Consider the following 25,038-nt stretch of genomic DNA (forward strand, 5'->3'; position numbering starts at 1 on the left):
GTCAGGCAGGGAAGGACAGGTCGGCCACCAGGCCATCGGACAACCACCGCTTCAGCAGGCGAGCGGCACGCATGGCGGGCGAACGGCCGGGCAGGCGCACGCACCAGTCGGCGAATGCGTCGCCCCGCTCGATCGCCACCAGCGCCATCGCCTCGTCGCGGGGCAGGCGGCGCCAATGGACGTCGAACCCGACGCGCCAGAGCAGCCACGCCGTGGGTGCCTGCGGACGCAGGGCGGGCAGGGGTTGGCCCCGGGCATGGGCGTCGAGCACGGCGACAGCGGTGCTGCGCAGGCGCAGGCGGCGCACCGCGGGGTGCACGTGCAATCGGAGACGCGTCCACGCCTCGGGAGACAGCGCCGCTACGTCGTCGATGCTGCATGCCGGTGCATCGGCGGCATCGAAGACCTCGCCCTGCTGCCACTCCAGGCGCGCGAGATCGGCGGACGTCGCGTCGCGCAACGCCAGCCAGCGTGGGAAGTGCTGCCCCAGGTGCCGGACCGAGGGATGGCGCGAGGGATGGGCGGCAAGATACGTCTCGGCCAGCGTATCGAAGCGGTCCTCGCCCAGCGAGGCGCGCAAGGCGGGAAAGTCGTGGCCCAGCACCTCCACCAGTCGCCACCGGTAGCCGTCCGCATACACGCGCAGGCGCATCGACGAAGGGGCCGGGAGTGCATCGGAGACGAGCGGCGCTTCCGCAGGATCCCGGCGCAGCAGCCAGCCCGCGAGCTGCCGCTGCTGGTCGACCAGGGCCATCGACCGGCTCATGCCGCACGCGCCTGCGCAGCCGCGCCTGCGGCGACCGCGCGTGCCACATCGAGCTCGGCGAGCAGCGCGTCCAGCGGAGGGATGTGATCGTCGCGCTCGATCATCGCGGGCACGTTGCCGAAGCGCCGCACGGCGTCCGCATACAGCGACCAGACGCCGTCGGGGACCGCAGCGTCGTGGGTATCGATCAGCAGGCCGCTGCCGCGCGCATCCTCGCTGTGCCCGGCCAGGTGCATCTGGCCGACGGCCGCAGGCGGCAGGCGATCGAGGAACGCCACCGCATCGAACCCATGGTTGTGCGCATTGACGAAGACGTTGTTCACGTCGAGCAGCAATCCGCAACCGCTCTCGGCCACGATCGCCGAGAGGAACTGCGCTTCATCCAGCGTGTCGTCGCCGAAGCGCAGGTAGCTGGACACGTTCTCCAGCAGCAATGGCATGCCGAGGATGTCCTGCACCTGCCGCACACGCGCGGCGACATGCAGGACCGTTTCGTCGTTCTGAGGCAAGGGCAGCAGGTCGTGGAACTGCACCCCACCCTGGCGGGTCCAGCACAGGTGGTCCGACACGACCCGTGGCCGCACGCGCCGGGCCAGGCGGCCCAGCGCGTGCAGGTACTCGCGGTCCAGCGGATCGCTACCGCCGATGTCGAGCGACACGCCATGCATCGCCATGGGCCAGCGTTCGGCCATCCGGTCCAGCATCCACAGCGGACGGCCGCCGTCGACCAGGTAGTTCTCGCTGAGGATCTCCAGCCAGTCCACGCGCGCGCTGCCCGCGAGCAAGGCGTCGTAGTGCTGTGGCCGCAGGCCCAGGCCGAAACCCTGAAGGGGCGTGGTCATGGCGTGTCGTGGCTCGCGCGCGGCGTCAGGTGTTGGCCTTCTTCGCATCGGCCGCCTTCTTCTGCGGCTTGGGTGCCTCGAACTTGCCGCCGGCCGTCTTGCAGGTCTCTGCCGTGGATTCGGTGAAGCCGTGGCCCTTGCACGCGTTCTGGCCCTTACAGGCGTTGGAGGCGCTCTTGCACGCGCCCTGTCCCTTGCAGGCGTTGGCGCCGACGCAGTGGCCGACCTTGGCCGACCCGGATTCGGCCGCATGAGCCATCGGTGCACCGAGGAAGAGGGCGGCGGCGGCGACCGCGACGGACAGACCGGACAGCTTGGTGGTGTTCATTGGAAAGCCTCGTTGGAGTTGGGGAAGGCGTCGTCGACGGAGCGCCGCAGGACGCCATGCCATTCCACCGTCCCGCATCCGCGGCGACCATTCCCGAGCGTTCCCGCGATATGCCCCATCGTCCGGCGCGGTGTGCGGGCGGACGCACGCGCATGAATCGGCGGACGCGCGGTCATGGCCCGCATCCACCCCGTCGCCTACGATGGCGCCATGGACACCTTGCCCACCCCCGCCTCCGGCCTGGCGGAGCACGAAGACCGCGACGCCGTCCTCGAGACCGTGCTGGGCGCCTATCGCATGCGCGTGGAGATCACCGCGGATGTCCGCTACTGCGGAACGTGGTACGACAGCGAGCCGGCGACGCACCACGGGCAGTTCCACCTGTTGACCCAAGGGCAGTGCTGGATCACCGGAGAAGCGCTGGACGTGCCGGTGTTGCTCGAGCGCGGCGACCTGATCGTCTTTCCTGCCGGCGTGCGCCATGTGCTCTCGTCGTCGGCCGATCCCCATCTGCCCGACGCGCCGGATGTCGGCGACACCAGCATGCTGTGCGGCGAGCTGGAGTTCATCACCGGCTCGCACAACCCGATCTTCGCCGCGCTGCCGCGGTGGTTCGTGATCCGCAGCCAGGACAGCAGCGCCGGCTTCAGGCAACTCGCGCAGATGCTGGCCGACACCAGTCGGGAACGCCGCTGGGGTCGCCAGCTGGTGCAGAACAAGCTCGCAGACTCGCTGTTCACCATGGCGGTCTGCGAGTACGTGCGCCAGGCCGAGCAGCCGCGCGGCCTGCTCGCTGCGCTCACCGACGTGCGCCTGTCGCGTGCGCTGTCGGCCATCCATGCGCGTCCCGGCGAGGACTGGACCATCCAGTCGATAGCGCAGGAGGCAGGCATGTCCCGCACCGCGTTCGCCGAGCTGTTCTCGGCCACCGTCGGCACGCCGCCCATCCAGTACCTGTCGCACTGGAGGGCAACCGAGGCGCGCCGGCTGTTGAAGAACCGGCGCTTCTCCGTCGCCGCCATCGCCGAGATGCTGGGCTACAGCAGCGAGGCGGCCTTCCGTCGCTTCTTCAAGCGCATCGAAGGCGTGGGTCCGGGCAACGCGCGGCGCCGTTCCGGCGGGGCGTCCTGATCCGGGCGTGGTCGTTGGCTGCGGTTGCGCGAGGGGGCGCTATCCTGCGCACCCGTCCCGCCCACTCGCCGCCCATGCGCCCTGCCGCTCGCCTGATCCCCGCCCTGCTGCTTGCCCCGTTGCTGCTGGTCGCCTGCGGTGGCGACAACGTCAGGCCCACGCCGGTCGCCGCGGTGGTGTCGCCGATACCCGCCGCGCCCAAGCCGAAGGTGGGCATCGCGCTCGGGGGCGGTGCGGCGAAGGGATTCGCGCACATCGGCGTCATCAAGATGCTGGAAGCCAACGGCATCGAACCGCAGATCGTCTCCGGCACGAGTGCCGGCAGCGTGGTCGGCGCGCTGTATGCCAGCGGCATGGACCCGTTCCAGATGCAGAAACAGGCCTTCGCGCTGGACGAAGCGAAGATCCGTGACGTGCGCCTGTTCTCCGGCGGCCTGGTGCAAGGGCAGAAGCTGCAGGACTACGTCAACGACCTGGTCGGCAAGCGCACCATCCAGCAGCTGAAGAAGCCGTTCGCCGCAGTGTCCACGCAGTTGGAGAACGGCGAACGCACCGTCTTCGTGCGCGGCAACACGGGCCAGGCGGTGCGCGCGTCGAGCAGCATCCCAGGCGTGTTCGAACCGGTGGTGATCGGCAAGGCCAGCTACGTCGACGGCGGCGTGGTGAGCCCGGTGCCGGTGGACGCCGCGCGCCAGCTGGGCGCCGACTTCGTCATCGCCGTGGACATCTCCACCAAGGCGCCCGGCACCAAGCCCGGCAGCATGCTGGGCATCGTCAACCAGTCCATCGGCATCATGGGCCAGCGCCTGGGCGAACAGGAACTGGCGCGCGCGGACGTCGTCATCCGTCCGAAGGTCAACGACATCGGCCCGGCCGATTTCGAACAGAAAAACAACGCCATCCTCGAAGGCGAACGCGCCGCACTGGCGGCGATGCCGCAGATCAAGGCCAGACTCGCCGAACTGCAGCGCACGCGCACCGCCGCGCACGCGGCCAGGCACGCGCCGCCGAAGCCGGACCCGCGCTGCCTGGAAGAGCCCTCGCGCCTGGGCCGCCTGTTCGGCCGCGACGTGAAGTGCGATGCCGCCGGTCAGCCCGTAAAGCGGTAGAGCGGCGCTTGCTCCGCTGCTTCTGGCCTCGCGTTTCGCGATGCCTGACGCCGTGGAGAGCCAAGCAGGCTCGGCTCTACGCTTGGGTCGCGCGACGCAGGTTGTCGCGTGCCCTCGCTTCCAGCGCGTCGTGGAAGTGCGGCGTGCTGTAGATCGCCGGCCGATCCAGGAAGCCCTTCAGGATCTCGCGCCGCTTGCGCCGGAACAGGAAGCCCGGCACGTACGCATATTCCTTGCGGATCTGCTGCTCGTACTCGTCGAAGCGCGCACGCGCCGCACCGAGGATCGACAGGTCGATATCGACCAGCAGCTGTTCGTCGCGTCCCGACGGCACCGCGGTATGCCGCGTCGCCATCACCAGGTCGTGCACACGCTGCGCCGCATCGGTCGGCGCACCCGCATCGCTCAACGCATCGCGCGCCCAGTCGGCGCTGCGCTGCTCGTTGTCATGCCCTTTGATGTCGTAGATCGCATCGTGGAACCACAGCGCGAGTTCGACTTCGGCCGGGTGCTCGGGCAGCGCGCGCACAGCGTCGAACGCCGACAGGCATTCACCGAGGTGCTGCTGCGTGTGGTAGTGGCGCTGCGGCTCTGCGTACGCCGCCATCAGCTGCGCGAACAATGCGTTGCCCTCGCCCACCGCGCCGATGCCGGTCCATGCGCGTTGCCAGGAAGGTGCGAAAACGTCCATGACGCAGTCTAGGACGAAAGACGTGTAGACGCAGCGCATCAATGTTCCATGGATCACCGCACCGATGACAACCCCTGCCCGCCCACCGGGACCGTTTCGATGTGGCTGTCGAATCCGGCGATCATCGGCCGCGCTTTCGCGATGGCCTGTTGCACGGCCGGCAGCGACAGCGAAGCCTTGTGGCTCGCGGCATCGGTCCAGACCTCGGTGATCCAGATCGCATCCGCGTCGGCGGGATCCCGCGCGATGACATAGCTCAGGCATCCGGGCATGGCGTCGGTGCCTTCCAGCAGGATCGCGAGCAGCGCATCGCGCTGGCCGGGCGTGGCGCGCATCTTGCCGATCAGTCCGTACATGGCGGGTCCTCGTGGAGATTGCGCGCGTTGTAGCACGCGTCGCGGACAGGGATCGTCCGCGTCAGGTCCTGGGCAACAACGGCAAGCCGCCGTCGGTCTTCACCGCGCGCAGCACGAAGCTGGAGTTCACGTCGGCCACGCCGCTGGCGTTGAGCAGGTTGTCGAGCAGGAAGCGGGAGAAGTGCTCCAGGTCCTGCACCACTACGTGCAGCAGGTAGTCCATGTCGCCGGTGAGCGCGTAGCAGGCGACCACCTCGTCCCAGGCCTGCACGCGATCGCCGAACTGCTGGACGCTGGCCGGGTCGTGCCGCTCCAGCTGCACGCGCACGAAGGCCTGCAGGCCCAGGCCCACCGCCTTGGGGTCGACCCGCGCGGCATAACCGGCGATCACCCCGGTCGCCTCGAGCCGCTGGATGCGGCGCAGGCAGGCCGACGGCGACAGGTTCACCTGGGCGGCGATGTCGGCGTTGGTGGCCCGGCCTTCGCGCTGCAGCAGGGCCAGCAGGCGCAGGTCGGTGCGGTCGAGGGAGGCGGCTTCGGTCATTTCGTGCGAATCCTAGCGCATTCATGCAATTTCATTGCGCCATTGATCGGCATGGGCGCAACTTCGCAAGCCTGTTGCGTGGATCTGCCGCTAGGATCGTCGGATCACAGCGTTTTCCCGGGGAGCCCCATGAACGAGCCGCGCCGCGTCGAGCACCAGCAGACCGACAAGGGCTACGTGCCGGTCTACACCACCGCCATCGTCGACCAGCCGGCCCAGTACCCGGCCGACGACCATGCGACCTGGGGCACCCTGTACGAACGCCAGCGCGCCCTCCTGGTGGGCCGGGCCTGCGACGAGTTCCTGCAGGCACAGGACGCCATGGGCATGGCGCCGGACCGCATCCCCAGCTTCGACGACCTCAACGAGGTGCTGCGCGCCACTACCGGCTGGACGCTGGTCGGCGTGGAAGGGCTGTTGCCGGAGCTGGAGTTCTTCGACCACCTCGCGAACCGCCGCTTCCCGGTGACCTGGTGGATCCGCCGCCCGGACCAGATCGACTACATCGCCGAACCGGACCTCTTCCACGACCTGTTCGGCCACGTGCCGCTGCTGATGAACCCGGTGTTCGCCGACTACATGGAGGCGTACGGCAAGGGCGGCGTGAAGGCGCACGGCATCGGACCGGACGCGCTGCAGCACCTGACGCGCCTGTACTGGTACACGGTGGAGTTCGGCCTGATCAATACGCCGGACGGCCTGCGCATCTACGGCGCCGGCATCGTCTCGTCGAAGGGCGAGTCGCTGTACTCGCTGGAATCGGACGCGCCCAACCGCATCGGCTTCGACCTGGAGCGGATCATGCGCACGCGCTACCGCATCGATACGTTCCAGAAGACCTACTTCGTGATCGACAGCTTCGAGCAGCTGATGAACGCTACCGCGCCGGACTTCACGCCGATCTATGCGCGGCTGGACGCGCAGGACGCCGTCCCGGCCGGCGACGTGCACGTCGACGACCGCGTGTTCCACCGCGGCACGGGCGAAGGCTGGGCGGACGGCGGCGACGTCTGACCCGCGCCGTACAATCGCGGGCCTCCCTCTCCGGTTCGGATGCCCCATGCTGCGACGCCTGTTCCCGCTGATCGTCCTCTGCGCGCTGTCGTGCGTCTCCAGCGCCGCGTTCGCTCGCAACTGCGCGATCACGGTGGAGGCGACGGACATGATGACCTTCAACCTGAAGACCATCCGCGTGCCGGGCGACTGCGCGCAGCTGCGGGTGACGCTGAAGCACGTCGGACGCATGCCCGCGCAGGCGATGGGGCACAACTGGGTGCTGACGGAAACGCGCCATCACCGCGACGTCGGCCTGGCCGGCGGCCGGATGAAACTCGCCGACGACTATCTGCCCCGCAACGACGCCCGCGTGATCGCGCACACGCGCATCATCGGCGGCGGACAGACCGCCGAGGTGGTGTTTCCCACCGCGCGTCTGCGCAAGGGTGGGGCGTACACGTTCTTCTGCTCGTTTCCGGGGCACTGGAGCATGATGAAGGGTGCGCTGGTCTTCGAATGACGTGAGCCAGGGCGGGCCCGAGCAGGACGGGCCGGCGGCCGGCGTTGGTATGATGCGCGCCGGTCCTGCGACGGGATTCACGATGGCCTCTGCCGAAGCCTTGTGGCGCTGGCTGCGCCAATGGCGCCGCGAACACCTGCAGGTGGATCGCGTCGCCGTATTGCGCAATGTCGACGAGAACGGGCAGCTGGGGCCGCGCTACGCGTTCATGACCGTCATGGCGTGCGGAATCGCCACGCTCGGCCTGCTGCAGAACTCGGTGGCGGTGATCATCGGCGCGATGCTGATTTCGCCGTTGATGGGGCCCATCGTCGAACTGGGCATGTCGCTGGCCACCTTCGACTTCCGCAGCCTGCGCGAGTCGCTCAAGACCTTGGCGGTGGGCACGGCGGTGGCGCTGGTGACCGCGACCGCGATCGTGCTCGTCTCGCCGCTGCAGGAGGCGACGCCCGAGATCCTGGCGCGCACCGAACCCACGCTGTTCGACCTGCTGGTGGCCGTGTTTTCCGGCCTGGCCGGTGCCTACGCCACCATCACCCGCAAGGGCGAGACCATCGTCGGTGTAGCCATTGCGACCGCGCTGATGCCCCCGCTGGCCGTCGTGGGCTTCGGCATCGCCACCTTGAACGCCAGCATCGCCGGCGGTGCCCTGTTTCTGTTCATGACCAACCTGCTGGCGATCGCCCTGTCGGTCACGATCATGGCGCGCTGGTACCAGTTCGGGGGGGACGATTCCCCGAAGCAGACCGCCTGGCAGGCCAGCATGATCGTCGGCACGTTCGTGCTGCTGTCGATTCCCCTGGGCCTGGCGCTGCGGGATATCGCTGCGCGGGGCTTCGCGGACCGCACCATCCGCAACGTGATGGATGAAGCCGCACGAAGCCAGGGTGGCCAGCTCACCACGTTGCGTGTGGAGCGCAACGATGACGTGCTGCGCGTCGACGCCGTGATGCTGTTGCCCCGACATCGGCCGCAGCTCGACCGCGAACTCGAACGCAAGCTCGAGCCGCTGCTCGCCAAACCCGTCGAGGTGTCCTTGCGCGAGCTACTGACCGCCGACGAGAAGGCGCTGGCAAGCGAGCAGGCATCGTTGGCGCAGCTCCGGGAGAGCGTAGTGCGCCTGCAAGGCGTCGCCGAGCGCGACGCAGCCCAGAGGAGCGCCGGTACGCGCGCGACCGAAGCCATGCATCAGCAGGCCATCGCGCACTTCGGGAAGCTCGATGTTCTCGAAGGTGGCCAGCAGGCGCGCTGGCAGCTCAACGCGGCCGGCGGCCTCGATATCGTGCAGGCGCGTCGTCTTGAACAGGCGCTGGCGGGCAACGAGGCGGGCGCGCTTCAGGTGGAGGTCGTCCCGGCGCTGCAGGCGCTGCCGCCGATCACGTTCGGCGATGAACGGTCCGAACTGGACGCCGAGGCCGCCACACGCGTGGAAGCCATCGCGTGGGCATTGCAGCGCTGGGGCGTGGATCGCATCCGCGTCGATGGCTTCGCAGGCAATGACGCGGCGTTGGCCCTGGCGCGTGCCGAGAGCGTCGCTGCCGCACTTGAAAAGCTCGGCATCCGCGGCGCCACGGCCCGCGCGGTGCCGGGGGCCGATGCACGCAGTGCCGCGGCCAGCGAGGGGGCGACGGTGCTGCGGGAGGTCCGCGTCCGGCCCGCGACGCTCTAACGGCGGACGCCGCCTCCCGTGGGCATGTTGACGATGAGTGTCAACGGATCGAAGGAAAGCACGGCGACATCCACGGGTCTGCCGCGCCTGCGGTAGGTCGACGCGCATAATGACGGCTCGCGCGCGTGCATTGCGCCGCGCGCCTCGTTCACAGCAGACGGCACGCCATGAATACCGATTTCCGCACCTCGCTCCCGGGCACCGCGCTCGACTACTTCGACGCGCGCGCCGCGGTCGATGCCCTGCAACCCGGCGCCTGGGCCACGCTGCCGTACACCGCGCGCGTGCACGCGGAGAACATCGTCCGCCGCGCCGATCCCGCGCGCCGCGACGACTACCTGCGGCAGTTGGTCGAACGCCGCCGCGACCTGGATTTCCCGTGGTTTCCGGTACGCGTGGTCTGCCACGACATCCTCGGCCAGACGGCGCTGGTGGACTTGGCCGGCCTGCGCGATGCGATCGCCGACATGGGCGGCGACCCGGCGCAGGTGAACCCGGTGGTGCCCGTGCAGTTGATCGTCGATCACTCGTTGGCAGTGGAGTGCGGCGGCTACGACCCGGATGCGTTCGCGAAGAACCGCGCCATCGAGGACCGCCGCAACGAAGACCGCTTCCACTTCATCGACTGGACGAAGCTGGCGTTCAAGAACGTCGACGTGATTCCGCCGGGCAACGGGATCATGCACCAGATCAATCTGGAGAAGATGTCGCCGGTCGTGTACGTGCAGGACGGCGTCGCTTTCCCGGATACCTGCGTGGGCACGGACAGCCACACGCCGCATGTCGATGCCTTGGGCGTGATCGCCGTCGGCGTGGGCGGACTGGAAGCGGAGAACGTCATGCTCGGCCGCGCCTCGTGGATGCGCACGCCGGACATCGTCGGCGTCGAACTGCAGGGCAGGCCCGCGCCCGGCATCACCGCGACCGACGTGGTGCTGGCGCTGACCGAATTCCTGCGAAAGGAAAAGGTCGTCGGCGCCTACCTCGAATTCCGGGGCGAGGGCGCGGCGGCGCTGACCATCGGCGACCGCGCGACGATTTCCAACATGGCGCCCGAGTACGGCGCCACGGCGGCGATGTTCTTCATCGACGACAACACGCTGGACTACCTGCGCCTGACCGGCCGCAGCGACGAGCAGGTCGCGTTGGTCGAGACCTATGCGAAGACCGCCGGCCTGTGGGCCGATGACCTGCAGACCGCGCAGTACGAGCGCACGCTGCGGTTCGACCTGTCCACCGTCGTGCGCAACATGGCCGGCCCGTCGAATCCGCACAAGCGCCTGCCCACCAGCGCGCTGGCCGAGCGCGGCATCGCCGACGAAGGCAAGTTGCAGGCGGGCAGGGCAGAAGAGACGCAGGGCCTGATGCCCGACGGCGCGGTGATCATCGCCGCGATCACTTCGTGCACCAATACCTCGAATCCGCGCAACGTGATCGCCGCTGCGCTGCTCGCCCGCAACGCCAACGCTAAGGGGCTGGTGCGAAAGCCGTGGGTGAAGAGCTCGCTCGCGCCCGGATCGAAGGCCGTGCAGCTGTACCTGGAGGAATCCGGTCTGCTGCCGGATCTAGAGAAACTCGGCTTCGGCATCGTCGCCTTCGCCTGCACGACCTGCAACGGCATGAGCGGCGCGCTCGACCCGGCGATCCAGCAGGAGATCATCGACCGTGACCTGTACGCCACCGCCGTGCTGTCGGGCAATCGCAACTTCGACGGCCGCATCCATCCCTACGCGAAGCAGGCCTTCCTGGCCTCGCCACCGCTGGTGATCGCCTATGCGATCGCCGGCACGGTGCGCTTCGACATCGAGAAGGACGCGCTCGGCATCGACGCCGACGGCAACGCAATCACCCTGAAGGACATCTGGCCCACCGACGCGGAAATCGATGCCGTGGTGAAGGCCAGCGTGAAGCCGGCGCAGTTCCGCAAGGTCTACGAGCCGATGTTCAACGTGCGCGTCGAGCACGGCGGTCGCGTGGATCCGCTGTACGCCTGGCGCCCGCAGAGCACCTACATCCGCCGTCCGCCGTACTGGGAAGGCGCGCTGGCCGGCGAACGCACGCTGCACGGCATGCGCCCGCTGGCGGTGCTGGGCGACAACATCACCACCGACCACCTGTCGCCGTCGAACGCGATCCTCGCCTCGAGTGCGGCGGGCGAGTACCTGGCGAAGATGGGCCTGCCGGAAGAAGACTTCAATTCCTACGCCACGCACCGCGGCGACCACCTCACCGCGCAGCGCGCGACCTTCGCCAACCCGCAGCTGGTCAACGAGATGGCGGTGGTCGATGGCGAAGTGAAGAAGGGCTCGCTGGCGCGCATCGAACCGGACGGGCAGGTGGTGCGCATGTGGGAAGCCATCGAGACCTATATGGACCGCAAGCAGCCGCTGGTGATCATCGCCGGCGCCGACTACGGACAGGGCAGCTCGCGCGACTGGGCGGCGAAAGGCGTGCGGCTGGCCGGCGTGGAAGCAATCGTGGCCGAGGGCTTCGAGCGCATCCACCGCACCAACCTGATCGGCATGGGCGTGCTGCCGCTGGAGTTCAAGGCCGGCGAGACGCGCAAGACCTGGGGCATCGACGGCACCGAGACTTTCGACGTGGTGGGCGTGCGCAAGCCGCGCGCCGACCTGACGCTGGTGATCCACCGCGCGAACGGCGAGACCGTGCAGGTGCCGGTGACCTGCCGGCTGGATTCGGACGAAGAGGTCTCGATCTACGAAGCGGGTGGGGTACTGCAACGGTTCGCCCAGGATTTCCTGGACGCGTCGAAAGCGGCCTGACCCGTTCGTCGAATCGGTACACCCACCGCACAGGAGTCCGATCATGTCCGACAACGCCACCCCCGGTACCGTCCGCCTGCACCGCGTGCTGCGCGCGCCGCCGTCGCGCGTCTACCGTGCCTTCCTCGATCCGGATGCAATGGTGAAGTGGCTGCCGCCGCATGGCTTCACCGGCAAGGTCCATTCGATGGACGCCCGCGTGGGCGGCGGCTACACGATGTCGTTCACCAACTTCGGCACCGGCTCCAGCCATTCCTTCGGCGGCACCTACCTGGAGCTGGTGGAGGGCGAATTGCTGCGCTACACCGACCAGTTCGACAATCCCGGCCTGCCGGGCCAGATGCAGGTCACGGTAACCCTGAAGAAGAACATCGTCGGCACCGAGCTCAACGTCGTGCAGGAAGGCATTCCCGCCGCGATCCCGGTCGACTTCTGCTACCAGGGCTGGCAGGAATCGCTGGAGATGTTGGCGAAACTGGTGGAGCCTGAGATCCCGGATGGGGCGTGAGGTGCCAGAGTGAGACTTGGACGCGCCCAGAGCGAAGAGGAGCAGGTCTGGTGGCCAGGCTACGGCAACCGGCTGCTCTTCATACTTCGGCCATCGTGCGAGGTCTGCGAAGCGATCACGGCATCGATGCGACACGCCGGACTTGGATCCCTGCTCGTCCCGAGCTGGCCGCCGGAGTGCTGGCACCAGTCTGTCAGTGACCGATATGCAGACAAACCCTGGATCCGGGAGAGGCTGATAGCTGCGGGTAATCAGGTGAGGTCAGCCGGTTTCGACCTTGAGCTGGACCAGGCGCGCGCCAGGGAACATGCCGAGATCCGTACGCGCGGCCGTTGCCCAGGCCTGAATAGACTGATCGACGCGATAGGTCATGCCACTCTGGTACAGGGCCTGCCGCGAGGTGGAAATCACTCGCCCCATCTCACGCTGGACTACCGCTACGAGGGGCCGGAGATCTCCTCGCAGCCGCTGTTGACCGTTCCTTGGCGTGTTGAGACCTTCGAGCTCGTCAGCGCTGGCGGCAAGCCCTACAGGTACAACACACTGGCACGTTGGCAACTTGATCCAGGCCCGGGCCCCGTCATGCAGACCGACCTTTTCCCCCAATTCTGAAAGATCCGCCATGCCCCACGCCCCTCAAATCCGCATCCCCGCCACCTACATGCGCGGCGGCACGTCGAAAGGCGTGTTTTTCCGCCTGCAGGACCTGCCCGAGCGGGCGCAGGTACCGGGGCCGGCGCGCGATGCATTGCTGTGCCGCGTGATCGGTTCGCCCGATCCGTATGGCAAGCACACCGACGGCATGGGCGGTGCGACCTCGAGCACCAGCAAGGTGGTGATCATTTCGCCGAGCGCGCAGCCCGGGCATGACGTGGATTACCTGTATGGCCAGGTGCCGATCAACGAGGCCTTCATCGACTGGAGTGGCAACTGCGGCAACCTGTCGTCGGCGGTCGGTCCGTTCGCGATCGCGAACGGGATGATCGATCCCGCGCGCGTGCCGCGCGACGGCGTGTGCACCGTGCGCATCTGGCAGGCCAACATCCAGAAGACCATCGTGGCGCACGTGCAGGTGAGCCATGGCGAGGTGCAGGAAACCGGCGACTTCGAACTGGATGGCGTGACGTTCCCCGCGGCGGAAGTGCAACTGGAGTTCATCGATCCCGCCGACGAGGGCGATGGCGACGGCGGTGGTGCGATGTTTCCCACCGGCCGGTTGGTCGATGACCTCGATGTGCCCGGCGTGGGCACATTCAAGGCGACGATGATCAATGCCGGCGTGCCGGTGGTGTTCGTCGAGGCGGCGGCGCTCGGCTACGACGGCACCGAGCTGCAGGGCGCGATCAACGAGGACAAGGACGCGCTGGCGAAGCTCGAGGCGATTCGCGCACACGGTGCGGTGCGCATGGGACTGGTGTCCGATGCCGCGGCCGCGGCAAAGCGGCCGCTGACGCCGAAGGTGGCGTTCGTCGCGCCGCCGAAGGATTACGTCTCATCCAGCGGCAAGCTGGTCAGCGCCACCGATGTCGGCCTGCTCGCCCGCGCGATCTCGATGGGCAAGCTGCACCACGCCATGATGGGCACGGCCTCGGTCGCCATCGCCACGGCGGCCGCGGTGCCGGGCACGCTGGTGAATGCGGCGGCAGGCGGCGGCACGCGCGACGTGCTGGTGTTTGGCCATCCATCTGGCACGCTGCGCGTCGGCGCGGACGTCAAACATGTTGACGGCACCTGGGTCGTGACGAAGGCGGTGATGAGCCGGAGTGCGCGCGTGCTGATGGAAGGCGCGGTCCGCATTCCCGGCGACGCCTTCTGACCACGCGCGACCTGCCGGAAGTCACCACTTTCGCCCGGACCATTGCCTCGGCCGCGCCCACGCGACAGCATGGGCGCATGTGGATGGCCCTGACCCGACTTCGCGAACCCATGACGCTCGCCGGCGTTTTCACGATCGGCGCCGTGTCCCTGGGCCTGCGCTTCCTGCCGCCGGACATCCTGCCGGCCGCCGCTGCGGCGCTGGGTGCGTATGCGGCGGGTTTTCTTCTGTTCGCGGTGGCACCGGACACCTGGAAGCGGTCGCGCCGGATCGGGCTCGTGGCGATGGCCGGTCTTGCGCTGCTGCTGGCCTGGCTCACACCCCGGGTCGGCACCGCGCAGGTGCTGCTGGTGGTGTGGGTTGCGTGCGCGGTCAACGTGCTGTCGCCGCGCTGGGTGATCGGCGCCGCGGTGGTGTTGAACACGGCCTTCTACACGTTGCTGGTGCACCATGACTTCGGCGCACCGGCCACGATGACGCTGATCAACATGGGCTTCCAGGCGCTCGCGGGCCTGTGCGTGCACTACGCGCGCCGTGCGGAGGATTCCCGTGACGCGCTGGCGCGCGTCAACGCGGACCTGCTGGCCACGCGCGCCCTGCTGGCCGACAGCGCGCGCGATGCCGAGCGACTGCGAGTGGCGCGCGAACTGCACGACGTCGCCGGGCACAAGCTCACCGCCATGAAGATCAACCTGCGTGCGCTGGCCAGCGATCCGGCATTGGCGGGACGCGAGGAAGTGCGCATCGCGCAGCAACTCTCCACCGAACTGCTGGACGACATCCGCAGCGTGGTGCAGGCGATGCGCGATTCGCGGGGGCTCGACCTGCAGACCGCGATCCGGGCGCTGGCAGCGCCGTTGCCGCGGCCGGCACTGGACCTTCAGATCGCCGACGGCGTGCAGATCGCCGACCCGGCGGTGGCCGAGTCGTTGCTGCGCATAGTGCAGGAGTGCCTGACCAATGCCGCGCGCCATGCGAATGCGGACACGCTGACGGTTTCACTGAAGAACGAGGAGGCGGGCATGCACCTGCATATCGAAGACGACGGCCGGTTGAAAGGCCGGCTGTGCGAAGGCAACGGCCTGTCGGGCATCCGCGAGCGCGTGGCGGCGATGGGTGGCGAGCTGCGCCTCGGAAGCAGCGCCACCGGTGGCTTGCGCGTGGACGTGAGGCTGCCCGCATGAGCGTGCGGGTCGCTCTGGCCGATGACCAGGCGCTGGTACGCGCCGGCCTGCGTGCCCTGTTGAAGGCGCAGCGGGTGGAGGTGGTGTTCGAAGCGGACGACGGCGCCGATCTGCTCGCCAAGCTGGAAGTGCAGCCGGTCGACGTGGTGCTGAGCGACATCCGCATGCCGGGCGTGGATGGCATCGATGCGTTGATCAAGCTGCGCGAACGCGGCGACCGGACGCCGGTGCTGCTGCTGACCACGTTCGACGACAGCGACCTGCTGCTGCGCGCCACCGACGCGGGCGCACAGGGCTTCCTGCTGAAGGACGCCGCGCCGGAAGACCTGCACGACGCCATCCAGCGTGTCGCCAGTGGCGAAACACTGCTGCAGCCGGTCAGCACGGATCCGGTGCGTGCGCGCTTCCGCTTCCGCGATGAGGCACCGCCCACCGATACCTTCAGCGAACGCGAAGTCGCGATCCTGCGCCTGCTGGCCGGTGGTTACTCGAACAAGGAAATCGCCCGCACGCTGTTCCTGGCCGAAGGCACGGTGAAGAACTACGTGTCCACCATCCTCGACAAGCTCGGCACGCGCGACCGTACCCGCGCCGTGCTGAAGGCGATCACGTTGCGGATCATCTGAGGAGCGCGAATCCTGCTGTTGTGGGAGCGACGTAAGTCGCGATGCCTTTTCACTGGCGCCTCATCGCGACTTACGTCGCTCCCACAGCAAGCACCCTGATCCTTCAGAACAGTGCCACCATCGCCGCGCCCGCAGCGAGCGCGGCCATCAGGCCCGCCGACACGCGCACCCCATAGGCGGTACCACCGCTGACCCAGGCAATGACGGACTTCGCGGTCAGGCTGGCGGCCAGCAATGCCAACATCCACCACCGCGCCTCGGCCGCTTCCAGTCCACCGCGCGAAAACTGGTTGGCCAGCGTCGCCACCGCGGCGTGCAACTCTGCCAATGCCGACATCGCGGCGGCGGCCATGGCGCCGCGGGGACCGATCCACGCCGCCAGCGCTGCCGCGACGAAGGTCAGCACCGCCACCAGCAGTGCGAAACCCAGCGCCTGGCCGAAACGGAACATGCGGCTGTCGGAGGTCGGCGGCTTCACCGCATCGTCTTCGCCACGATGCAGGCCGAGCAGTCCGCCCGCCAGCAGCACGACGCCGATCGCAGCGAGTTCCGGCAGCAGGTCGCGCACCAGGGGTGGCGATACGGCCCACAGGATCGGCACGCAAAGGGTCAGCGACGCGAGGTTGGACAGCAGCGCTGCCGCGACCGCCGAACGCAGCAGCGCCGGCGTTTCCTTTGCGCGTTGTCCAAACCCGATGGTCGCCGCTGTCGACGACACATAGCCGGCGAAGAAACCGGCAGCGGCCACCCCCCAGCGGTTGCCGACCACGCGCAGCACCACATGGCCCAGTGCGCTGACCGCCATCACCAGCACCACCAGCTTCCAGATGGTCGCCAGGTTGATCGCGTCGAACGGGCCGATGGGACGGTCGGGCAGGATCGGCAGGATGACCAGCGCGGACGCCAGGAGCAGCAGGCCGTCGAAGACTTCCCGCTCGCTGAAGGTCTCGCGCGTGAGTTCGTGCAGCGGCTGCTTGGCGTACAGCAGCACCGCGACGACGACCGCGAGCGCGGTCGCCAGCGCCGGCGTGTGCATCGCCATGGCGCCGAGCAGGAACGTCAGCACCAGCGTCACCTCGCTGGTCAGGCCGGGATCGTGCTGGCGCGTGGCGCGGTAGCCCATGGCGGCCAGTACGCCGGTCACCCCCAGGGCGACCAGCAGGACGGGCTGCCCCAGCCAAGCCGCAACCGCGGCGCCGAGCGCCACCAGCGCATGCGTGCGCAGGCCCGCGATGCCGTGCGCGCGACCGGGGCTGCGCTCGCGCACCAGCCCGATCAGCAGGCCCAGCCCGAGGGCCGAGGACAGCGCCAGCCAGGTCTGCGGGGTCGCCTCGTCCATCCCATCCTCCCTCGTTCAGGCCCGCGAGCATAGCGAATGGTCTTGCATTGGTCTCGTCAACCCGGACAATGCGCGCACCTTCGCCGTGGATCCCATCATGCCCGCTCCGTCTGCCGTCTCGCTGAGCCGCTACCTGATCGAAGAACAGCGCGCCGGCCGCATCAGCGCCGACCTGCGCCAGCTGATCGCGGTGGTGGCCCGCGCCTGCACCAGCATCTCCATCGCGGTCAGCAAGGGCGCGCTGGGCGGCGTGCTGGGCGACGCCGGTACCGGCAACGTGCAGGGCGAGGCGCAGAAGAAGCTGGACGTGCTGAGCAACGACATCCTGCTGGAAGCCAACGCCTGGGGCGGCCACCTGGCGGCGTGCGCATCGGAGGAAATGGATCACAGCCAGCCGATCCCGGACGCCTATCCGCGCGGTGGCTTCCTGCTGCTGTTCGACCCCTTGGACGGCAGCTCGAACATCGACGTCAACGTCTCCGTCGGCACCATCTTCTCGGTGCTGCGCTCGCCGGACGGCGTGACGACGCCGGGCGACGAACACTTCCTGCAGCCCGGCCGCGACCAGGTCGCCGCCGGCTACTGCATCTACGGCCCGAGCACGATGCTGGTGCTCACCACCGGCAACGGCACGCACGCGTTCACGCTGGACCGCGAGCAGGGTGCGTTCGTGCTGACCCAGCGCGACATGCGCATTCCCGAGGAAACGAAGGAATTCGCCATCAACATGTCGAACCGGCGCCACTGGGAAGCGCCGATGCAGGGCTATGTCGACGACCTGCTCGCCGGCCGCGAAGGCCCGCGCGGCAAGGACTTCAACATGCGCTGGATCGCCAGCATGGTGGCCGACGTGCACCGCATCCTGACCCGCGGCGGCATCTTCATCTATCCGTGGGACCGCAAGGATCCGGGCAAGGCCGGCAAGCTGCGCCTGATGTACGAAGCCAACCCGATGGGCCTGCTGGTCGAGCAGGCCGGCGGCGCCGCCAGCACCGGCCGCGAGGACATCCTGTCGCTGCGCCCGACCCAGCTGCACCAGCGCGTGCCGGTGTTCCTCGGTTCTAAGAAGGAAGTCGAGACCGCCGTCGGCTACCACCTGGCCCACGACACGGCGGCCGCCTGACCGGCGGCGCGGCTAGAATCCGGCGATGACGCCGAATCCTCCGCCCGCCGACTTCATCGAGGTCTATCACGACGCACTGGATGCGGAGACCTGCCGCGCCATCGTGGCGCGGTTCGATGCCAGCGGGCAGGACCAGCCCGGCCGCGTCGGCGGCGGCCTCCATCCCGAGCTGAAGCACAGCCGCGACATCAGCATCACCGGCGTGGCCGATTGGCGCGACGTGGAGCAGCGCCTGAACCTGGCGGTGCTGACCGGCCTTCAGCAGTACCTGCGCACATACCCGTTCAGCCTGATCGCGCCGCTGATGCTGCAGCAACCTGATGCCGAGGGGCACCTGCGCCGCCTGCGCTACGACGACATCGCGGCCATGGACGATGCCGCCCTGATGAAGCTGGTGATGAAGGTGTTCGTGCCCGGCCGCATCAACCTGCAGCGGTACGCGGCCGGCGAAGGCGGCTATCCGTACTGGCACTGCGAGCTGTTCCCCAAGGCGGCCGATGCAGAGACATTGCACCGCCATGTGTTGTGGACGCTGTACCTCAACGACGATTTCAGCGAAGGCGAAACCGAGTTCTTCCACCAGCAGCGCAAGATCGCGCCGCGCACGGGAAGCCTGCTGATCGCACCGACAGCCTTCACCCATACCCACCGCGGCAACCGCCCGCTGCAGGGCGACAAGTACATCGCGACGAGCTGGGTGCTGTTCCAGCGGGCGGAACGGTTGTACGGCAACCGCTGAAGTCAGTCCGTCGGTCGACGCGCGTCCAGGTCGGCACGCGCGCGCTGCAGCGCGGTCTCCGCATCCCCCACCACCACCACGCACGGCACGGCCAGCATCAGATTGAGCGGCAAGCCGAATTCCTCCAGCTCCCACCCGCTGGCATCGGTGCCGGCGCCGGCGCCCAGATACTGCGGGCAACGCCGGCGGATGCGCTCCGCCAGGCTGCCGCCTTCGGGCACGTAGCCATAGACGGGCTTGCCGCGTGCGATGGCGTAGCCGACTTCGAAACAGGTGCCGCTGTCCGGCTCCGCCCCACGGAAGAAGTCGAGGTTGGCCAGCACGGCGTCGGCAGCGTCGAGCAGGCCCACGTCGGCGCGGTAGATCCAGCGTGCGGTGTCGAGCGGGTCGCCGGTCGCCTGTCCGGCCACCTGCACATCCAGCGGGAACAGGCCTTCGAACCCGTAGCGTGCGCACAGCCTTTTCAATTCTTCACCCCGCGCCACGGCATCGGGACGGAAGATGTCGGGACCGGCAAGGTACAGCGACGGAATCATCGAGGAAGGCACTGGCGGCGAAGGCCTGCATTGTCGGCATGCGGGCGCCGCGCGTGGCGTGACCGATCGTCGCAGCGCGCGATCCCCGCGCTACGTTTGAACCCTCGTCCACGGCGATGCACGTGGCACGCCGACCGGCTCGAAGCCATGCGCCAGCACGATCAGTTCGCCATTCCAGTCGGCCGGAATGTCGATGCGGTAGGGCGCATCGGCCAGCGTGCCGGTGTCTTCCACCGCAGGCGTCACGGCGGTCGAGGCGTCCCGCGCGACGGCGGGCGTCACCAGAAGCGACAACGCGAGCGGCAGGCAGGTCAGGCGCATGGGATCTCCGTGGGGACGGCTGCCTGGGCGGCGAACAATCCTAGCGCGGCGTGCGGGCGTACCAGCCGTGGATCATGCCGGCCTGGTGGAAGCGCAGGGGCGACGGGAAACCGCCGGTCTCCGCCAGCGCGGCGACGCGGTCTGGCGGCAGGATGGCGACATCGCGCGCGTAGTTGGCCCGGATCTGCTCGAGCGCGCCATCGTCCAGGCCAGCCCCGGACATGGTCGCCATCCACAGGCGCAGCATCGCGGGGTAATCGGCCGCCTCGGTGTCCCACGCAAGGTCGGCCCAGGCCAGCGTGCCGCCCGCGTAAAGGCGGCGCGCGATCGCGCCGAAGAAGGCAGTGCGCGCGTCAGGATCCAGCAGGAATTGCGAAACCAGCAGGCAGGTCGCGCCATCGAATGCCGCGTCGTCCGGCAAGGTGTCGACCACGCCGGCATGGAAGGAGCAGCGGTCGGCGAAGCCTTCGCGCTCGGCGCGTGCGCGGCAGGCGGCGATCATCTGTGTCGACGGATCCAGGGCGACGAACGTCCAGCGCGGAAAGCGCCGCGCGAAGTGGGCGATCTCGGCACCGGTGCCGGCCCCCACGCACAGCACGCGCGCATTCTCCGGCAGGTCCGCGAACACCGTTTCCATCAGGAACAGCAGACTTTCGCGGATCGGCGCCATCCGCACCCAGCGCGCATCGTAGCCGGCGGCCTGCTGGTCGAAGAGGGCATCGAGTTCGTGCTGCTGCATGGCGGTCTCCGCAGGGGGTCTCATTCCACCCTACACGGGTCGTCAAGCCCGGCGTGGAGGGCCGGGCGTCACCACACCAGGTCGTCGGGGACCTTGAACTGCGCGTAGTAGTCATCCTCCTCCGAAGTCGCCGACTCGGCCTCGCCACGTTGACCATGGTCGAGCACGATCATGGCGGCATCGCGCTCACGGACCTTGTCGGCGGCCACGCGTGGCAGCAGTTCGTAGCGGTCGTCGATACGCGCGATCACCAGCACGCCGGCCGACAGTTTCTTCTTCAGGTCGTCGTTGACCAGCACGGTGCGGATGGCGCCATCCACGGTGAACCGGTATTCGATCTCGCCACTACGCGGGACCTTGCGATCGGCGACGATCTGCCGCGCCTGTGCGCGCAGTTCAGCGGCGCGGGCCTGCGCCTTGCGCTCAGCTTCGAGGGCGCGGTCGCGTTCGGCTTTCTCCGCGCGCGCGCGCTCGGCCTCGCGCTGGATCTCGTTCGGCGCGGCAGATCCCTTGGCGTGTCGCGCCTTGTTCTGCTCGCGCGCGACCTCGGCCAGCTTGGATTTCTTGACCAGCCCGGCCTTCAGCAGTTGTTCCTGCAGGGGATTTCCCTTCGCCATGTCGTCGGTGCTTCGTGGTGTTTTCGCGGCATCATACTCGCCGTTCCCACTTGCCACGCCATGCCCGCCCCCGTCCGATGGACACGCTAAAGTACCTCGCCGGCTACCCGCAGGACCTGCAGGCACGCGTGCGCGCGCTGATCACGCAGGAAGGGCTGACCCCGATGCTGGCGAAGAAGTATCCCCACGCCCATGCCATCCGCAGCGACGGCCAGCTGTACGCCTACGTGCAGGCGCTGAAGGAACAGTACCTGCGCCGCTCGGTGCCGCTGGGCAAGGTGGTGTACGACAGCACGCTGCAGGTGATGAAGCATGCACTGGGCACCCACACCACGATCTCACGCGTACAGGGAAGCCGGCTGAAGGCCAGCCGCGAAATCCGCATCGCCACCGTGTTCCGCGACGCGCCCGCCGAGTTCCTGAAGATGATCGCCGTGCACGAACTCGCGCACCTGAAGGAAGCGGACCACAACAAGGCGTTCTACCAGCTATGCACGCACATGGAGCCGGACTATCACCAGCTGGAGTTCGATCTTCGGTTGTATCTGACGCAGTTGGAGCTGGGCGCCGGAAGCTAGAAGGGGTAGCCCCGGCAAGCGCAGCGCACGCGGATTCTAGAGGCGCTCAAAGCGTTGATTTCATCATTTGTGGTCACTCTCAGCCCGAGGGCGATAGCAGGCTAATCGTCTGTCTCCGATCTGAAAGTACCTCAGGTCGAACTGGCGTGATTCGTGCAGAACTTGGCGCCAGCTGCTGCAGCCATGTCTCTCAGCGGTCAGGTCCGGATACCGCGCAGTGACCCATTCACCAGCTTCGCTCACCACGGCCCATCCATCGACAGATACCGATCTCCACGCATCGCGTAACTTCTCTGCCACGGCCGCGATAGGCCATGCGACTGTGCCGTCAGGAAGAATGCCTAGGACAATGGCATTCTGGAATTCGTCCGAACGCACGAACGCAGCAGCATTCTGGAGCGACTGGTCGAGCCATTCTCTCCATATCTGTAGCTGTGATATGCAGGTTTCGATACGCCTTGAAGAAACTTCAAGATCAGCAAGTGCGGCTTCGCAGCCCGCAGCGGTCCAAAGATCGAATTGTTGGATGAACTGATGAACCAGTCTATTTCGTAAGTGGACGAGATCAGCAATGTCTTTCTTTGCCGTCTCATAGTCCGTTCGCGACAGTTGAAGCCGAAACTTCATGCGTACCGCAATACCGCCGAGAGAAACGAGTTCGTCATCGCTGCTCGCATCTTCGAAGCCTTCGGGGACGATATGGTTGTCAAACAAGCTTCCCACCACCTGCCCCAGCGTTTTGTTCGCCACCATGTCGCGACGCGAGTCCAATGACCCCTCGATCTGTCCGGACCCTAGAGCTATGTCGTGGAGCGCCACCAATTCCTTAACGGCGTGTTCGTACTGTTGCAGTCGTATAAGGCAACATCCCAGTTGGCGTTGGACCTCCCGCTGTGTGGCGACGTTATGTGCGGCAATGCTCAAGGTTTCAATCATGAGTTGAAAGTCCCAAAGAACGGCATAAGCGACAGTGCCTCCTCAAGTGCCAGACCGTCTCTCACGGGGAGATCCCGGTCTCTGCCGCCGAGGACGAGGATTCCACAGTAGCAGCGCACTGGGTGACATGTATCGGCGGGCATCGCCGCGACCGTCGTCAAGCATTGACGGCTCCTGCACACCGGGCGGTCGATGCTGCACGCCCTATCGGCTGCAGACCACGGCGCCATGAAATCCCGACATCTCCGCATGGGCATCGGCTTCCTGCCGATCTTCGAGGCGAATGGCATGCAGGCCGCGCAGATGGTGATCAAGCCGGGCGGCAGTGAGGGTGGGCCGGATAACCGTCATCGTGGCGCGGACCAATGGTTGTTCGTGGCAGCGGGCGAGGGCGTGGCGATCGTCGAAGGCGCGCGACGACCGTTGCGGCCCGGCAGCCTGCTGCTGATCGAACGTGGCGAGCGGCACGAGATCCGCGCCACGGGCCGCACTCCCCTGAAGACGGTGAACTTCTATTCGCCCCCTGCCTACACCGCCGACGGTGAAGAGCGCTCAGCCGGCAAACCCTGAAACGACAAGACGAGGTGACGAAGATGGACAGCCTGATGCGCAGCCTGTTCGACCTGGGCATGCCCTGGTGGGAGTTCGTCCTGCGGGCGACGGCGGTTTACGTGGTGGTGCTGGTGATGGTGCGGTTGAGCGGCAAGCGGACGGTGGGACAGTTCACGCCCTTCGACCTGCTGGTCGTGGTGCTGCTCGGCACGGCGGTGCAGAACTCGTTGATCGGCGAGGACGCGTCGCTGCTGGGAGGATTGATCCTGGCCGCGACCCTGTTGGGGCTGAACTGGGGCGTCGGAAAACTCTCCTCGCGCTCGCGCCGTTTCGACGAGTGGGTCGAAGGCAAGCCGGTCATCCTCGTGCGGCATGGCCACCTGTTTCGCGACGAACTCGCGCGCCAGTCGCTGAGCGAGCACGACTTCGCCATCGCGCGGCGGTCTGCAGGCTATGCCACGCTGTCGGACATCGCGCTTGCGGTGCTGGAGTCGTCGGGCGAGATCACCTTCATCCGCCGCCGGGAACCGGGCGACGACAAACCTCAGTGAACCAGGCGCGCGGCGATGCTTTCCAGATCGTAGGCGAAGCCACCGTCCGCGCACTGCACGATGTCGGCCGCGGCGGCCGCCTGCAGGAACGCGGTGGTGATTTGGTATCCGCCGGTCGATGCCGGCGCCACATGGCCGGCGATACGCGTGTCGCGCTCGGCGTGTCCCAGCAGCTCGCCGAACGCGACCACGCGCAACACCAGCGATGCTTCTTCCTGCGGCGTCAGTCCATGTCCGCCCACCTGTCGGCTGATCGCATTCATGCCGATGCAGGGCAGGTCGTCGCCGTCGTAGTCGGTGACGGGCATGGCGCCGGTCATCACCGCCTGGAACACGTCGATCCCGAACGTCAGCAGGGCGGGATCGACGGGAACCAGGTCGGCAACGCGACGCGGACCGGAGCCAGGGACGCGCGTCATGCCCGCGCCGTCAGTGCTTGCGGCCGAGCATCTGCTCACGCGCCTGCTCGGCTCGCGACGCGCCGATGGCGGTCTCGACCTGCTTGACCTCTTCGGGCGGCGGCAGGACGGCCGGCATGCCGAGCGACTGGATCCACAGTTCCCGGCACCAGCCCATGGTGTGGTACAGGTGATGGTCCTCGTCGCTTTCCACGGCCTTGTAGGCCGGCTCGAGCACCTTGGCCAGCTCACCACCCTGTTCGACGACCTTGCCGATCAGCTCCCAGTTCTGGTGATCCTTGGTTTCGGCCAGTACCACGCATTCCGCAGCCACCAGCTCGGCGGCCTCGGGCTTGTCGGTCTTCATCGCCATCTCGATGGCCTTGACCAGCGAGGCGCCCTGGTGCGCAACGACCGCGCGGCCCGGGGAGGCCTCTTCGGTGTCCATGCCCAGCTGTTCGAACACGCGGGTCAGCACCTGTTCGTGCGTCCGCGTTTCCTCCAGGTATTCACCCCATTCCTTCTTCAGGTCCTTGTTCACCGCCGCCTTGATCGCGGCGGTATAGATCTCGATGCCGCCGCGCTCGGTCTCCAGCGCCTGCAGCAAAAGTTCGTGGACCTGTTCGGTGTTGACGTTGCGGGAACGTGCCATGGCTAGACTCCACGGGAGGAAGGTGTGTCCCTTGTAGGCCAGGCCACGCAAACATCAGGTGACGGTGACGCATGCAGCACGTTCACAT

At 67.6% G+C, this 25,038-nt stretch carries 29 protein-coding genes; 15 read left to right on the top strand and 14 right to left on the bottom strand.

The window, feature by feature from the left end:
- Window position 1: 1 nt before the first annotated feature.
- The 3 genes from ACSQ19_RS07265 to bufA2 are packed head-to-tail and all read right to left on the bottom strand — an operon-like array spanning window position 2 to window position 1,936.
- Window positions 2-766, bottom strand: a complete 765-nt coding sequence (locus ACSQ19_RS07265; RefSeq protein ID WP_435995820.1) for an HvfC/BufC family peptide modification chaperone — start codon at window positions 764-766, stop codon at window positions 2-4.
- The gene (bufB, locus tag ACSQ19_RS07270; RefSeq protein ID WP_435995822.1) at window positions 763-1,608 is read right to left on the bottom strand and encodes an MNIO family bufferin maturase; all 846 of its coding nucleotides are present in this window, start codon (window positions 1,606-1,608) and stop codon (window positions 763-765) included. The genes ACSQ19_RS07265 and bufB overlap by 4 nt, the downstream gene beginning before the upstream one ends.
- 25 nt (window positions 1,609-1,633) lie before the next feature.
- Window positions 1,634-1,936, bottom strand: a complete 303-nt coding sequence (gene bufA2, locus ACSQ19_RS07275; RefSeq protein ID WP_296278680.1) for a BufA2 family periplasmic bufferin-type metallophore — start codon at window positions 1,934-1,936, stop codon at window positions 1,634-1,636.
- A gap of 174 nt (window positions 1,937-2,110) precedes the next feature.
- Here bufA2 and ACSQ19_RS07280 point away from each other — a divergent pair, with 174 nt between their 5' ends.
- Window positions 2,111-3,067, top strand: a complete 957-nt coding sequence (locus ACSQ19_RS07280) for an AraC family transcriptional regulator (RefSeq protein WP_435995825.1) — start codon at window positions 2,111-2,113, stop codon at window positions 3,065-3,067.
- Between the two features lie 74 nt (window positions 3,068-3,141).
- Window positions 3,142-4,176 carry a patatin-like phospholipase family protein gene (locus ACSQ19_RS07285; RefSeq protein ID WP_435995827.1) on the top strand — a complete coding sequence of 345 codons (1,035 nt, stop codon included), beginning with the start codon at window positions 3,142-3,144 and terminating at the stop codon, window positions 4,174-4,176.
- A 76-nt stretch (window positions 4,177-4,252) separates the two neighbouring features.
- On the opposite strand, the gene ACSQ19_RS07290 is transcribed toward ACSQ19_RS07285, so the two are convergent.
- From ACSQ19_RS07290 to ACSQ19_RS07300, 3 genes are all read right to left on the bottom strand, one after another.
- On the bottom strand, window positions 4,253-4,867 hold the full coding sequence (locus ACSQ19_RS07290; RefSeq protein WP_435995829.1) for an HD domain-containing protein: 615 nt from the start codon (window positions 4,865-4,867) through the stop codon (window positions 4,253-4,255).
- Window positions 4,868-4,920: 53 nt separating this feature from the next.
- Window positions 4,921-5,223: a putative quinol monooxygenase gene (locus ACSQ19_RS07295; RefSeq protein ID WP_299344779.1), complete on the bottom strand. Its 303-nt coding sequence runs from the start codon at window positions 5,221-5,223 to the stop codon at window positions 4,921-4,923.
- Between the two features lie 61 nt (window positions 5,224-5,284).
- Complete coding sequence (locus ACSQ19_RS07300; RefSeq protein WP_093489029.1) at window positions 5,285-5,767, bottom strand: Lrp/AsnC family transcriptional regulator; 483 nt, start codon at window positions 5,765-5,767, stop codon at window positions 5,285-5,287.
- A 129-nt stretch (window positions 5,768-5,896) separates the two neighbouring features.
- Here ACSQ19_RS07300 and phhA point away from each other — a divergent pair, with 129 nt between their 5' ends.
- The 8 genes from phhA (at window position 5,897) to ACSQ19_RS07340 (ending at window position 15,869) form a co-directional block, all read left to right on the top strand.
- Complete coding sequence (gene phhA / locus ACSQ19_RS07305) at window positions 5,897-6,781, top strand: phenylalanine 4-monooxygenase (RefSeq protein ID WP_435995832.1); 885 nt, start codon at window positions 5,897-5,899, stop codon at window positions 6,779-6,781.
- Window positions 6,782-6,827: 46 nt separating this feature from the next.
- Window positions 6,828-7,283: an azurin gene (azu, locus tag ACSQ19_RS07310; protein ID WP_435995834.1), complete on the top strand. Its 456-nt coding sequence runs from the start codon at window positions 6,828-6,830 to the stop codon at window positions 7,281-7,283.
- An 82-nt stretch (window positions 7,284-7,365) separates the two neighbouring features.
- On the top strand, window positions 7,366-8,952 hold the full coding sequence (locus ACSQ19_RS07315) for a TIGR00341 family protein (RefSeq protein WP_435995836.1): 1,587 nt from the start codon (window positions 7,366-7,368) through the stop codon (window positions 8,950-8,952).
- A gap of 167 nt (window positions 8,953-9,119) precedes the next feature.
- Window positions 9,120-11,735 carry a Fe/S-dependent 2-methylisocitrate dehydratase AcnD gene (gene acnD, locus ACSQ19_RS07320; RefSeq protein WP_435995838.1) on the top strand — a complete coding sequence of 872 codons (2,616 nt, stop codon included), beginning with the start codon at window positions 9,120-9,122 and terminating at the stop codon, window positions 11,733-11,735.
- 43 nt (window positions 11,736-11,778) lie between these two features.
- Window positions 11,779-12,243, top strand: coding sequence for an SRPBCC family protein (locus tag ACSQ19_RS07325; protein WP_296278672.1), 465 nt, complete (start codon window positions 11,779-11,781; stop codon window positions 12,241-12,243).
- A gap of 622 nt (window positions 12,244-12,865) precedes the next feature.
- Complete coding sequence (gene prpF / locus ACSQ19_RS07330; RefSeq protein ID WP_435995840.1) at window positions 12,866-14,059, top strand: 2-methylaconitate cis-trans isomerase PrpF; 1,194 nt, start codon at window positions 12,866-12,868, stop codon at window positions 14,057-14,059.
- Between the two features lie 77 nt (window positions 14,060-14,136).
- Window positions 14,137-15,243: a sensor histidine kinase gene (locus ACSQ19_RS07335; RefSeq protein ID WP_435995842.1), complete on the top strand. Its 1,107-nt coding sequence runs from the start codon at window positions 14,137-14,139 to the stop codon at window positions 15,241-15,243.
- Complete coding sequence (locus tag ACSQ19_RS07340) at window positions 15,240-15,869, top strand: response regulator (protein ID WP_435995844.1); 630 nt, start codon at window positions 15,240-15,242, stop codon at window positions 15,867-15,869. The genes ACSQ19_RS07335 and ACSQ19_RS07340 overlap by 4 nt, the downstream gene beginning before the upstream one ends.
- 103 nt (window positions 15,870-15,972) lie before the next feature.
- On the opposite strand, the gene ACSQ19_RS07345 is transcribed toward ACSQ19_RS07340, so the two are convergent.
- On the bottom strand, window positions 15,973-17,208 hold the full coding sequence (locus ACSQ19_RS07345; RefSeq protein WP_435995846.1) for an MgtC/SapB family protein: 1,236 nt from the start codon (window positions 17,206-17,208) through the stop codon (window positions 15,973-15,975).
- 97 nt (window positions 17,209-17,305) lie between these two features.
- Here ACSQ19_RS07345 and ACSQ19_RS07350 point away from each other — a divergent pair, with 97 nt between their 5' ends.
- Both ACSQ19_RS07350 and ACSQ19_RS07355 read left to right on the top strand, forming a co-directional pair.
- Window positions 17,306-18,331 carry a class 1 fructose-bisphosphatase gene (locus tag ACSQ19_RS07350; protein WP_435995848.1) on the top strand — a complete coding sequence of 342 codons (1,026 nt, stop codon included), beginning with the start codon at window positions 17,306-17,308 and terminating at the stop codon, window positions 18,329-18,331.
- Between the two features lie 25 nt (window positions 18,332-18,356).
- Window positions 18,357-19,070 carry a 2OG-Fe(II) oxygenase gene (locus ACSQ19_RS07355; protein WP_296278665.1) on the top strand — a complete coding sequence of 238 codons (714 nt, stop codon included), beginning with the start codon at window positions 18,357-18,359 and terminating at the stop codon, window positions 19,068-19,070.
- A gap of 2 nt (window positions 19,071-19,072) precedes the next feature.
- Here the strand turns inward: ACSQ19_RS07355 and ACSQ19_RS07360 are convergent, their stop codons facing one another.
- The 4 genes from ACSQ19_RS07360 to ACSQ19_RS07375 all read right to left on the bottom strand — a co-directional run bounded on the left by ACSQ19_RS07360 (window position 19,073) and on the right by ACSQ19_RS07375 (window position 21,283).
- A complete protein-coding gene (locus ACSQ19_RS07360) occupies window positions 19,073-19,606 on the bottom strand; it encodes a nucleoside 2-deoxyribosyltransferase (protein WP_435995850.1) in 534 nt (177 codons plus the stop codon).
- A 90-nt stretch (window positions 19,607-19,696) separates the two neighbouring features.
- On the bottom strand, window positions 19,697-19,927 hold the full coding sequence (locus ACSQ19_RS07365; RefSeq protein WP_435995852.1) for a hypothetical protein: 231 nt from the start codon (window positions 19,925-19,927) through the stop codon (window positions 19,697-19,699).
- 40 nt (window positions 19,928-19,967) lie between these two features.
- A complete protein-coding gene (locus tag ACSQ19_RS07370; RefSeq protein ID WP_435995854.1) occupies window positions 19,968-20,666 on the bottom strand; it encodes a class I SAM-dependent methyltransferase in 699 nt (232 codons plus the stop codon).
- A gap of 68 nt (window positions 20,667-20,734) precedes the next feature.
- Window positions 20,735-21,283 carry a DUF2058 domain-containing protein gene (locus tag ACSQ19_RS07375; protein WP_435995856.1) on the bottom strand — a complete coding sequence of 183 codons (549 nt, stop codon included), beginning with the start codon at window positions 21,281-21,283 and terminating at the stop codon, window positions 20,735-20,737.
- A 77-nt stretch (window positions 21,284-21,360) separates the two neighbouring features.
- Between ACSQ19_RS07375 and ACSQ19_RS07380 the strand changes: the two genes are divergently transcribed.
- Window positions 21,361-21,861: a YgjP-like metallopeptidase domain-containing protein gene (locus tag ACSQ19_RS07380; RefSeq protein ID WP_435995858.1), complete on the top strand. Its 501-nt coding sequence runs from the start codon at window positions 21,361-21,363 to the stop codon at window positions 21,859-21,861.
- Window positions 21,862-21,924: 63 nt separating this feature from the next.
- Here the strand turns inward: ACSQ19_RS07380 and ACSQ19_RS07385 are convergent, their stop codons facing one another.
- Window positions 21,925-22,614, bottom strand: a complete 690-nt coding sequence (locus ACSQ19_RS07385; RefSeq protein ID WP_435995860.1) for an OST-HTH/LOTUS domain-containing protein — start codon at window positions 22,612-22,614, stop codon at window positions 21,925-21,927.
- 411 nt (window positions 22,615-23,025) lie between these two features.
- Here ACSQ19_RS07385 and ACSQ19_RS07390 point away from each other — a divergent pair, with 411 nt between their 5' ends.
- Window positions 23,026-23,367 carry a cupin domain-containing protein gene (locus tag ACSQ19_RS07390; RefSeq protein ID WP_435995862.1) on the top strand — a complete coding sequence of 114 codons (342 nt, stop codon included), beginning with the start codon at window positions 23,026-23,028 and terminating at the stop codon, window positions 23,365-23,367.
- Between the two features lie 35 nt (window positions 23,368-23,402).
- On the top strand, window positions 23,403-23,900 hold the full coding sequence (locus ACSQ19_RS07395; protein WP_436000898.1) for a DUF421 domain-containing protein: 498 nt from the start codon (window positions 23,403-23,405) through the stop codon (window positions 23,898-23,900).
- Here ACSQ19_RS07395 and ACSQ19_RS07400 read toward each other — a convergent pair.
- Both ACSQ19_RS07400 and ACSQ19_RS07405 read right to left on the bottom strand, forming a co-directional pair.
- Window positions 23,894-24,319 carry a hypothetical protein gene (locus ACSQ19_RS07400; protein ID WP_296278658.1) on the bottom strand — a complete coding sequence of 142 codons (426 nt, stop codon included), beginning with the start codon at window positions 24,317-24,319 and terminating at the stop codon, window positions 23,894-23,896. The two genes, ACSQ19_RS07395 and ACSQ19_RS07400, sit on opposite strands and share 7 nt — an antisense overlap.
- Window positions 24,320-24,329: 10 nt before the next feature.
- Window positions 24,330-24,950 (bottom strand): hypothetical protein, encoded by a 621-nt coding sequence (locus ACSQ19_RS07405; RefSeq protein WP_435995864.1) that lies wholly within the window; start codon window positions 24,948-24,950, stop codon window positions 24,330-24,332.
- Window positions 24,951-25,038: the final 88 nt, after the last annotated feature.

The sequence above is a fragment of the Pseudoxanthomonas sp. LjRoot127 genome (assembly GCF_964253495.1).
Classification (GTDB): Bacteria; Pseudomonadota; Gammaproteobacteria; order Xanthomonadales; family Xanthomonadaceae; genus Pseudoxanthomonas_A.

Coding starts and splice junctions, on each gene's coding strand:
- ACSQ19_RS07265 (WP_435995820.1), bottom strand. CDS start 766: ATGAGCCGGTCGATGGCCCTGGTCGACCAGCAGCGGCAGCTCGCGGGC.
- bufB (WP_435995822.1), bottom strand. CDS start 1,608: ATGACCACGCCCCTTCAGGGTTTCGGCCTGGGCCTGCGGCCACAGCAC.
- bufA2 (WP_296278680.1), bottom strand. CDS start 1,936: ATGAACACCACCAAGCTGTCCGGTCTGTCCGTCGCGGTCGCCGCCGCC.
- ACSQ19_RS07280 (WP_435995825.1), top strand. CDS start 2,111: ATGGCCCGCATCCACCCCGTCGCCTACGATGGCGCCATGGACACCTTG.
- ACSQ19_RS07285 (WP_435995827.1), top strand. CDS start 3,142: ATGCGCCCTGCCGCTCGCCTGATCCCCGCCCTGCTGCTTGCCCCGTTG.
- ACSQ19_RS07290 (WP_435995829.1), bottom strand. CDS start 4,867: ATGGACGTTTTCGCACCTTCCTGGCAACGCGCATGGACCGGCATCGGC.
- ACSQ19_RS07295 (WP_299344779.1), bottom strand. CDS start 5,223: ATGTACGGACTGATCGGCAAGATGCGCGCCACGCCCGGCCAGCGCGAT.
- ACSQ19_RS07300 (WP_093489029.1), bottom strand. CDS start 5,767: ATGACCGAAGCCGCCTCCCTCGACCGCACCGACCTGCGCCTGCTGGCC.
- phhA (WP_435995832.1), top strand. CDS start 5,897: ATGAACGAGCCGCGCCGCGTCGAGCACCAGCAGACCGACAAGGGCTAC.
- azu (WP_435995834.1), top strand. CDS start 6,828: ATGCTGCGACGCCTGTTCCCGCTGATCGTCCTCTGCGCGCTGTCGTGC.
- ACSQ19_RS07315 (WP_435995836.1), top strand. CDS start 7,366: ATGGCCTCTGCCGAAGCCTTGTGGCGCTGGCTGCGCCAATGGCGCCGC.
- acnD (WP_435995838.1), top strand. CDS start 9,120: ATGAATACCGATTTCCGCACCTCGCTCCCGGGCACCGCGCTCGACTAC.
- ACSQ19_RS07325 (WP_296278672.1), top strand. CDS start 11,779: ATGTCCGACAACGCCACCCCCGGTACCGTCCGCCTGCACCGCGTGCTG.
- prpF (WP_435995840.1), top strand. CDS start 12,866: ATGCCCCACGCCCCTCAAATCCGCATCCCCGCCACCTACATGCGCGGC.
- ACSQ19_RS07335 (WP_435995842.1), top strand. CDS start 14,137: ATGTGGATGGCCCTGACCCGACTTCGCGAACCCATGACGCTCGCCGGC.
- ACSQ19_RS07340 (WP_435995844.1), top strand. CDS start 15,240: ATGAGCGTGCGGGTCGCTCTGGCCGATGACCAGGCGCTGGTACGCGCC.
- ACSQ19_RS07345 (WP_435995846.1), bottom strand. CDS start 17,208: ATGGACGAGGCGACCCCGCAGACCTGGCTGGCGCTGTCCTCGGCCCTC.
- ACSQ19_RS07350 (WP_435995848.1), top strand. CDS start 17,306: ATGCCCGCTCCGTCTGCCGTCTCGCTGAGCCGCTACCTGATCGAAGAA.
- ACSQ19_RS07355 (WP_296278665.1), top strand. CDS start 18,357: ATGACGCCGAATCCTCCGCCCGCCGACTTCATCGAGGTCTATCACGAC.
- ACSQ19_RS07360 (WP_435995850.1), bottom strand. CDS start 19,606: ATGATTCCGTCGCTGTACCTTGCCGGTCCCGACATCTTCCGTCCCGAT.
- ACSQ19_RS07365 (WP_435995852.1), bottom strand. CDS start 19,927: ATGCGCCTGACCTGCCTGCCGCTCGCGTTGTCGCTTCTGGTGACGCCC.
- ACSQ19_RS07370 (WP_435995854.1), bottom strand. CDS start 20,666: ATGCAGCAGCACGAACTCGATGCCCTCTTCGACCAGCAGGCCGCCGGC.
- ACSQ19_RS07375 (WP_435995856.1), bottom strand. CDS start 21,283: ATGGCGAAGGGAAATCCCCTGCAGGAACAACTGCTGAAGGCCGGGCTG.
- ACSQ19_RS07380 (WP_435995858.1), top strand. CDS start 21,361: ATGGACACGCTAAAGTACCTCGCCGGCTACCCGCAGGACCTGCAGGCA.
- ACSQ19_RS07385 (WP_435995860.1), bottom strand. CDS start 22,614: ATGGTGGCGAACAAAACGCTGGGGCAGGTGGTGGGAAGCTTGTTTGAC.
- ACSQ19_RS07390 (WP_435995862.1), top strand. CDS start 23,026: ATGAAATCCCGACATCTCCGCATGGGCATCGGCTTCCTGCCGATCTTC.
- ACSQ19_RS07395 (WP_436000898.1), top strand. CDS start 23,403: ATGCGCAGCCTGTTCGACCTGGGCATGCCCTGGTGGGAGTTCGTCCTG.
- ACSQ19_RS07400 (WP_296278658.1), bottom strand. CDS start 24,319: ATGACGCGCGTCCCTGGCTCCGGTCCGCGTCGCGTTGCCGACCTGGTT.
- ACSQ19_RS07405 (WP_435995864.1), bottom strand. CDS start 24,950: ATGGCACGTTCCCGCAACGTCAACACCGAACAGGTCCACGAACTTTTG.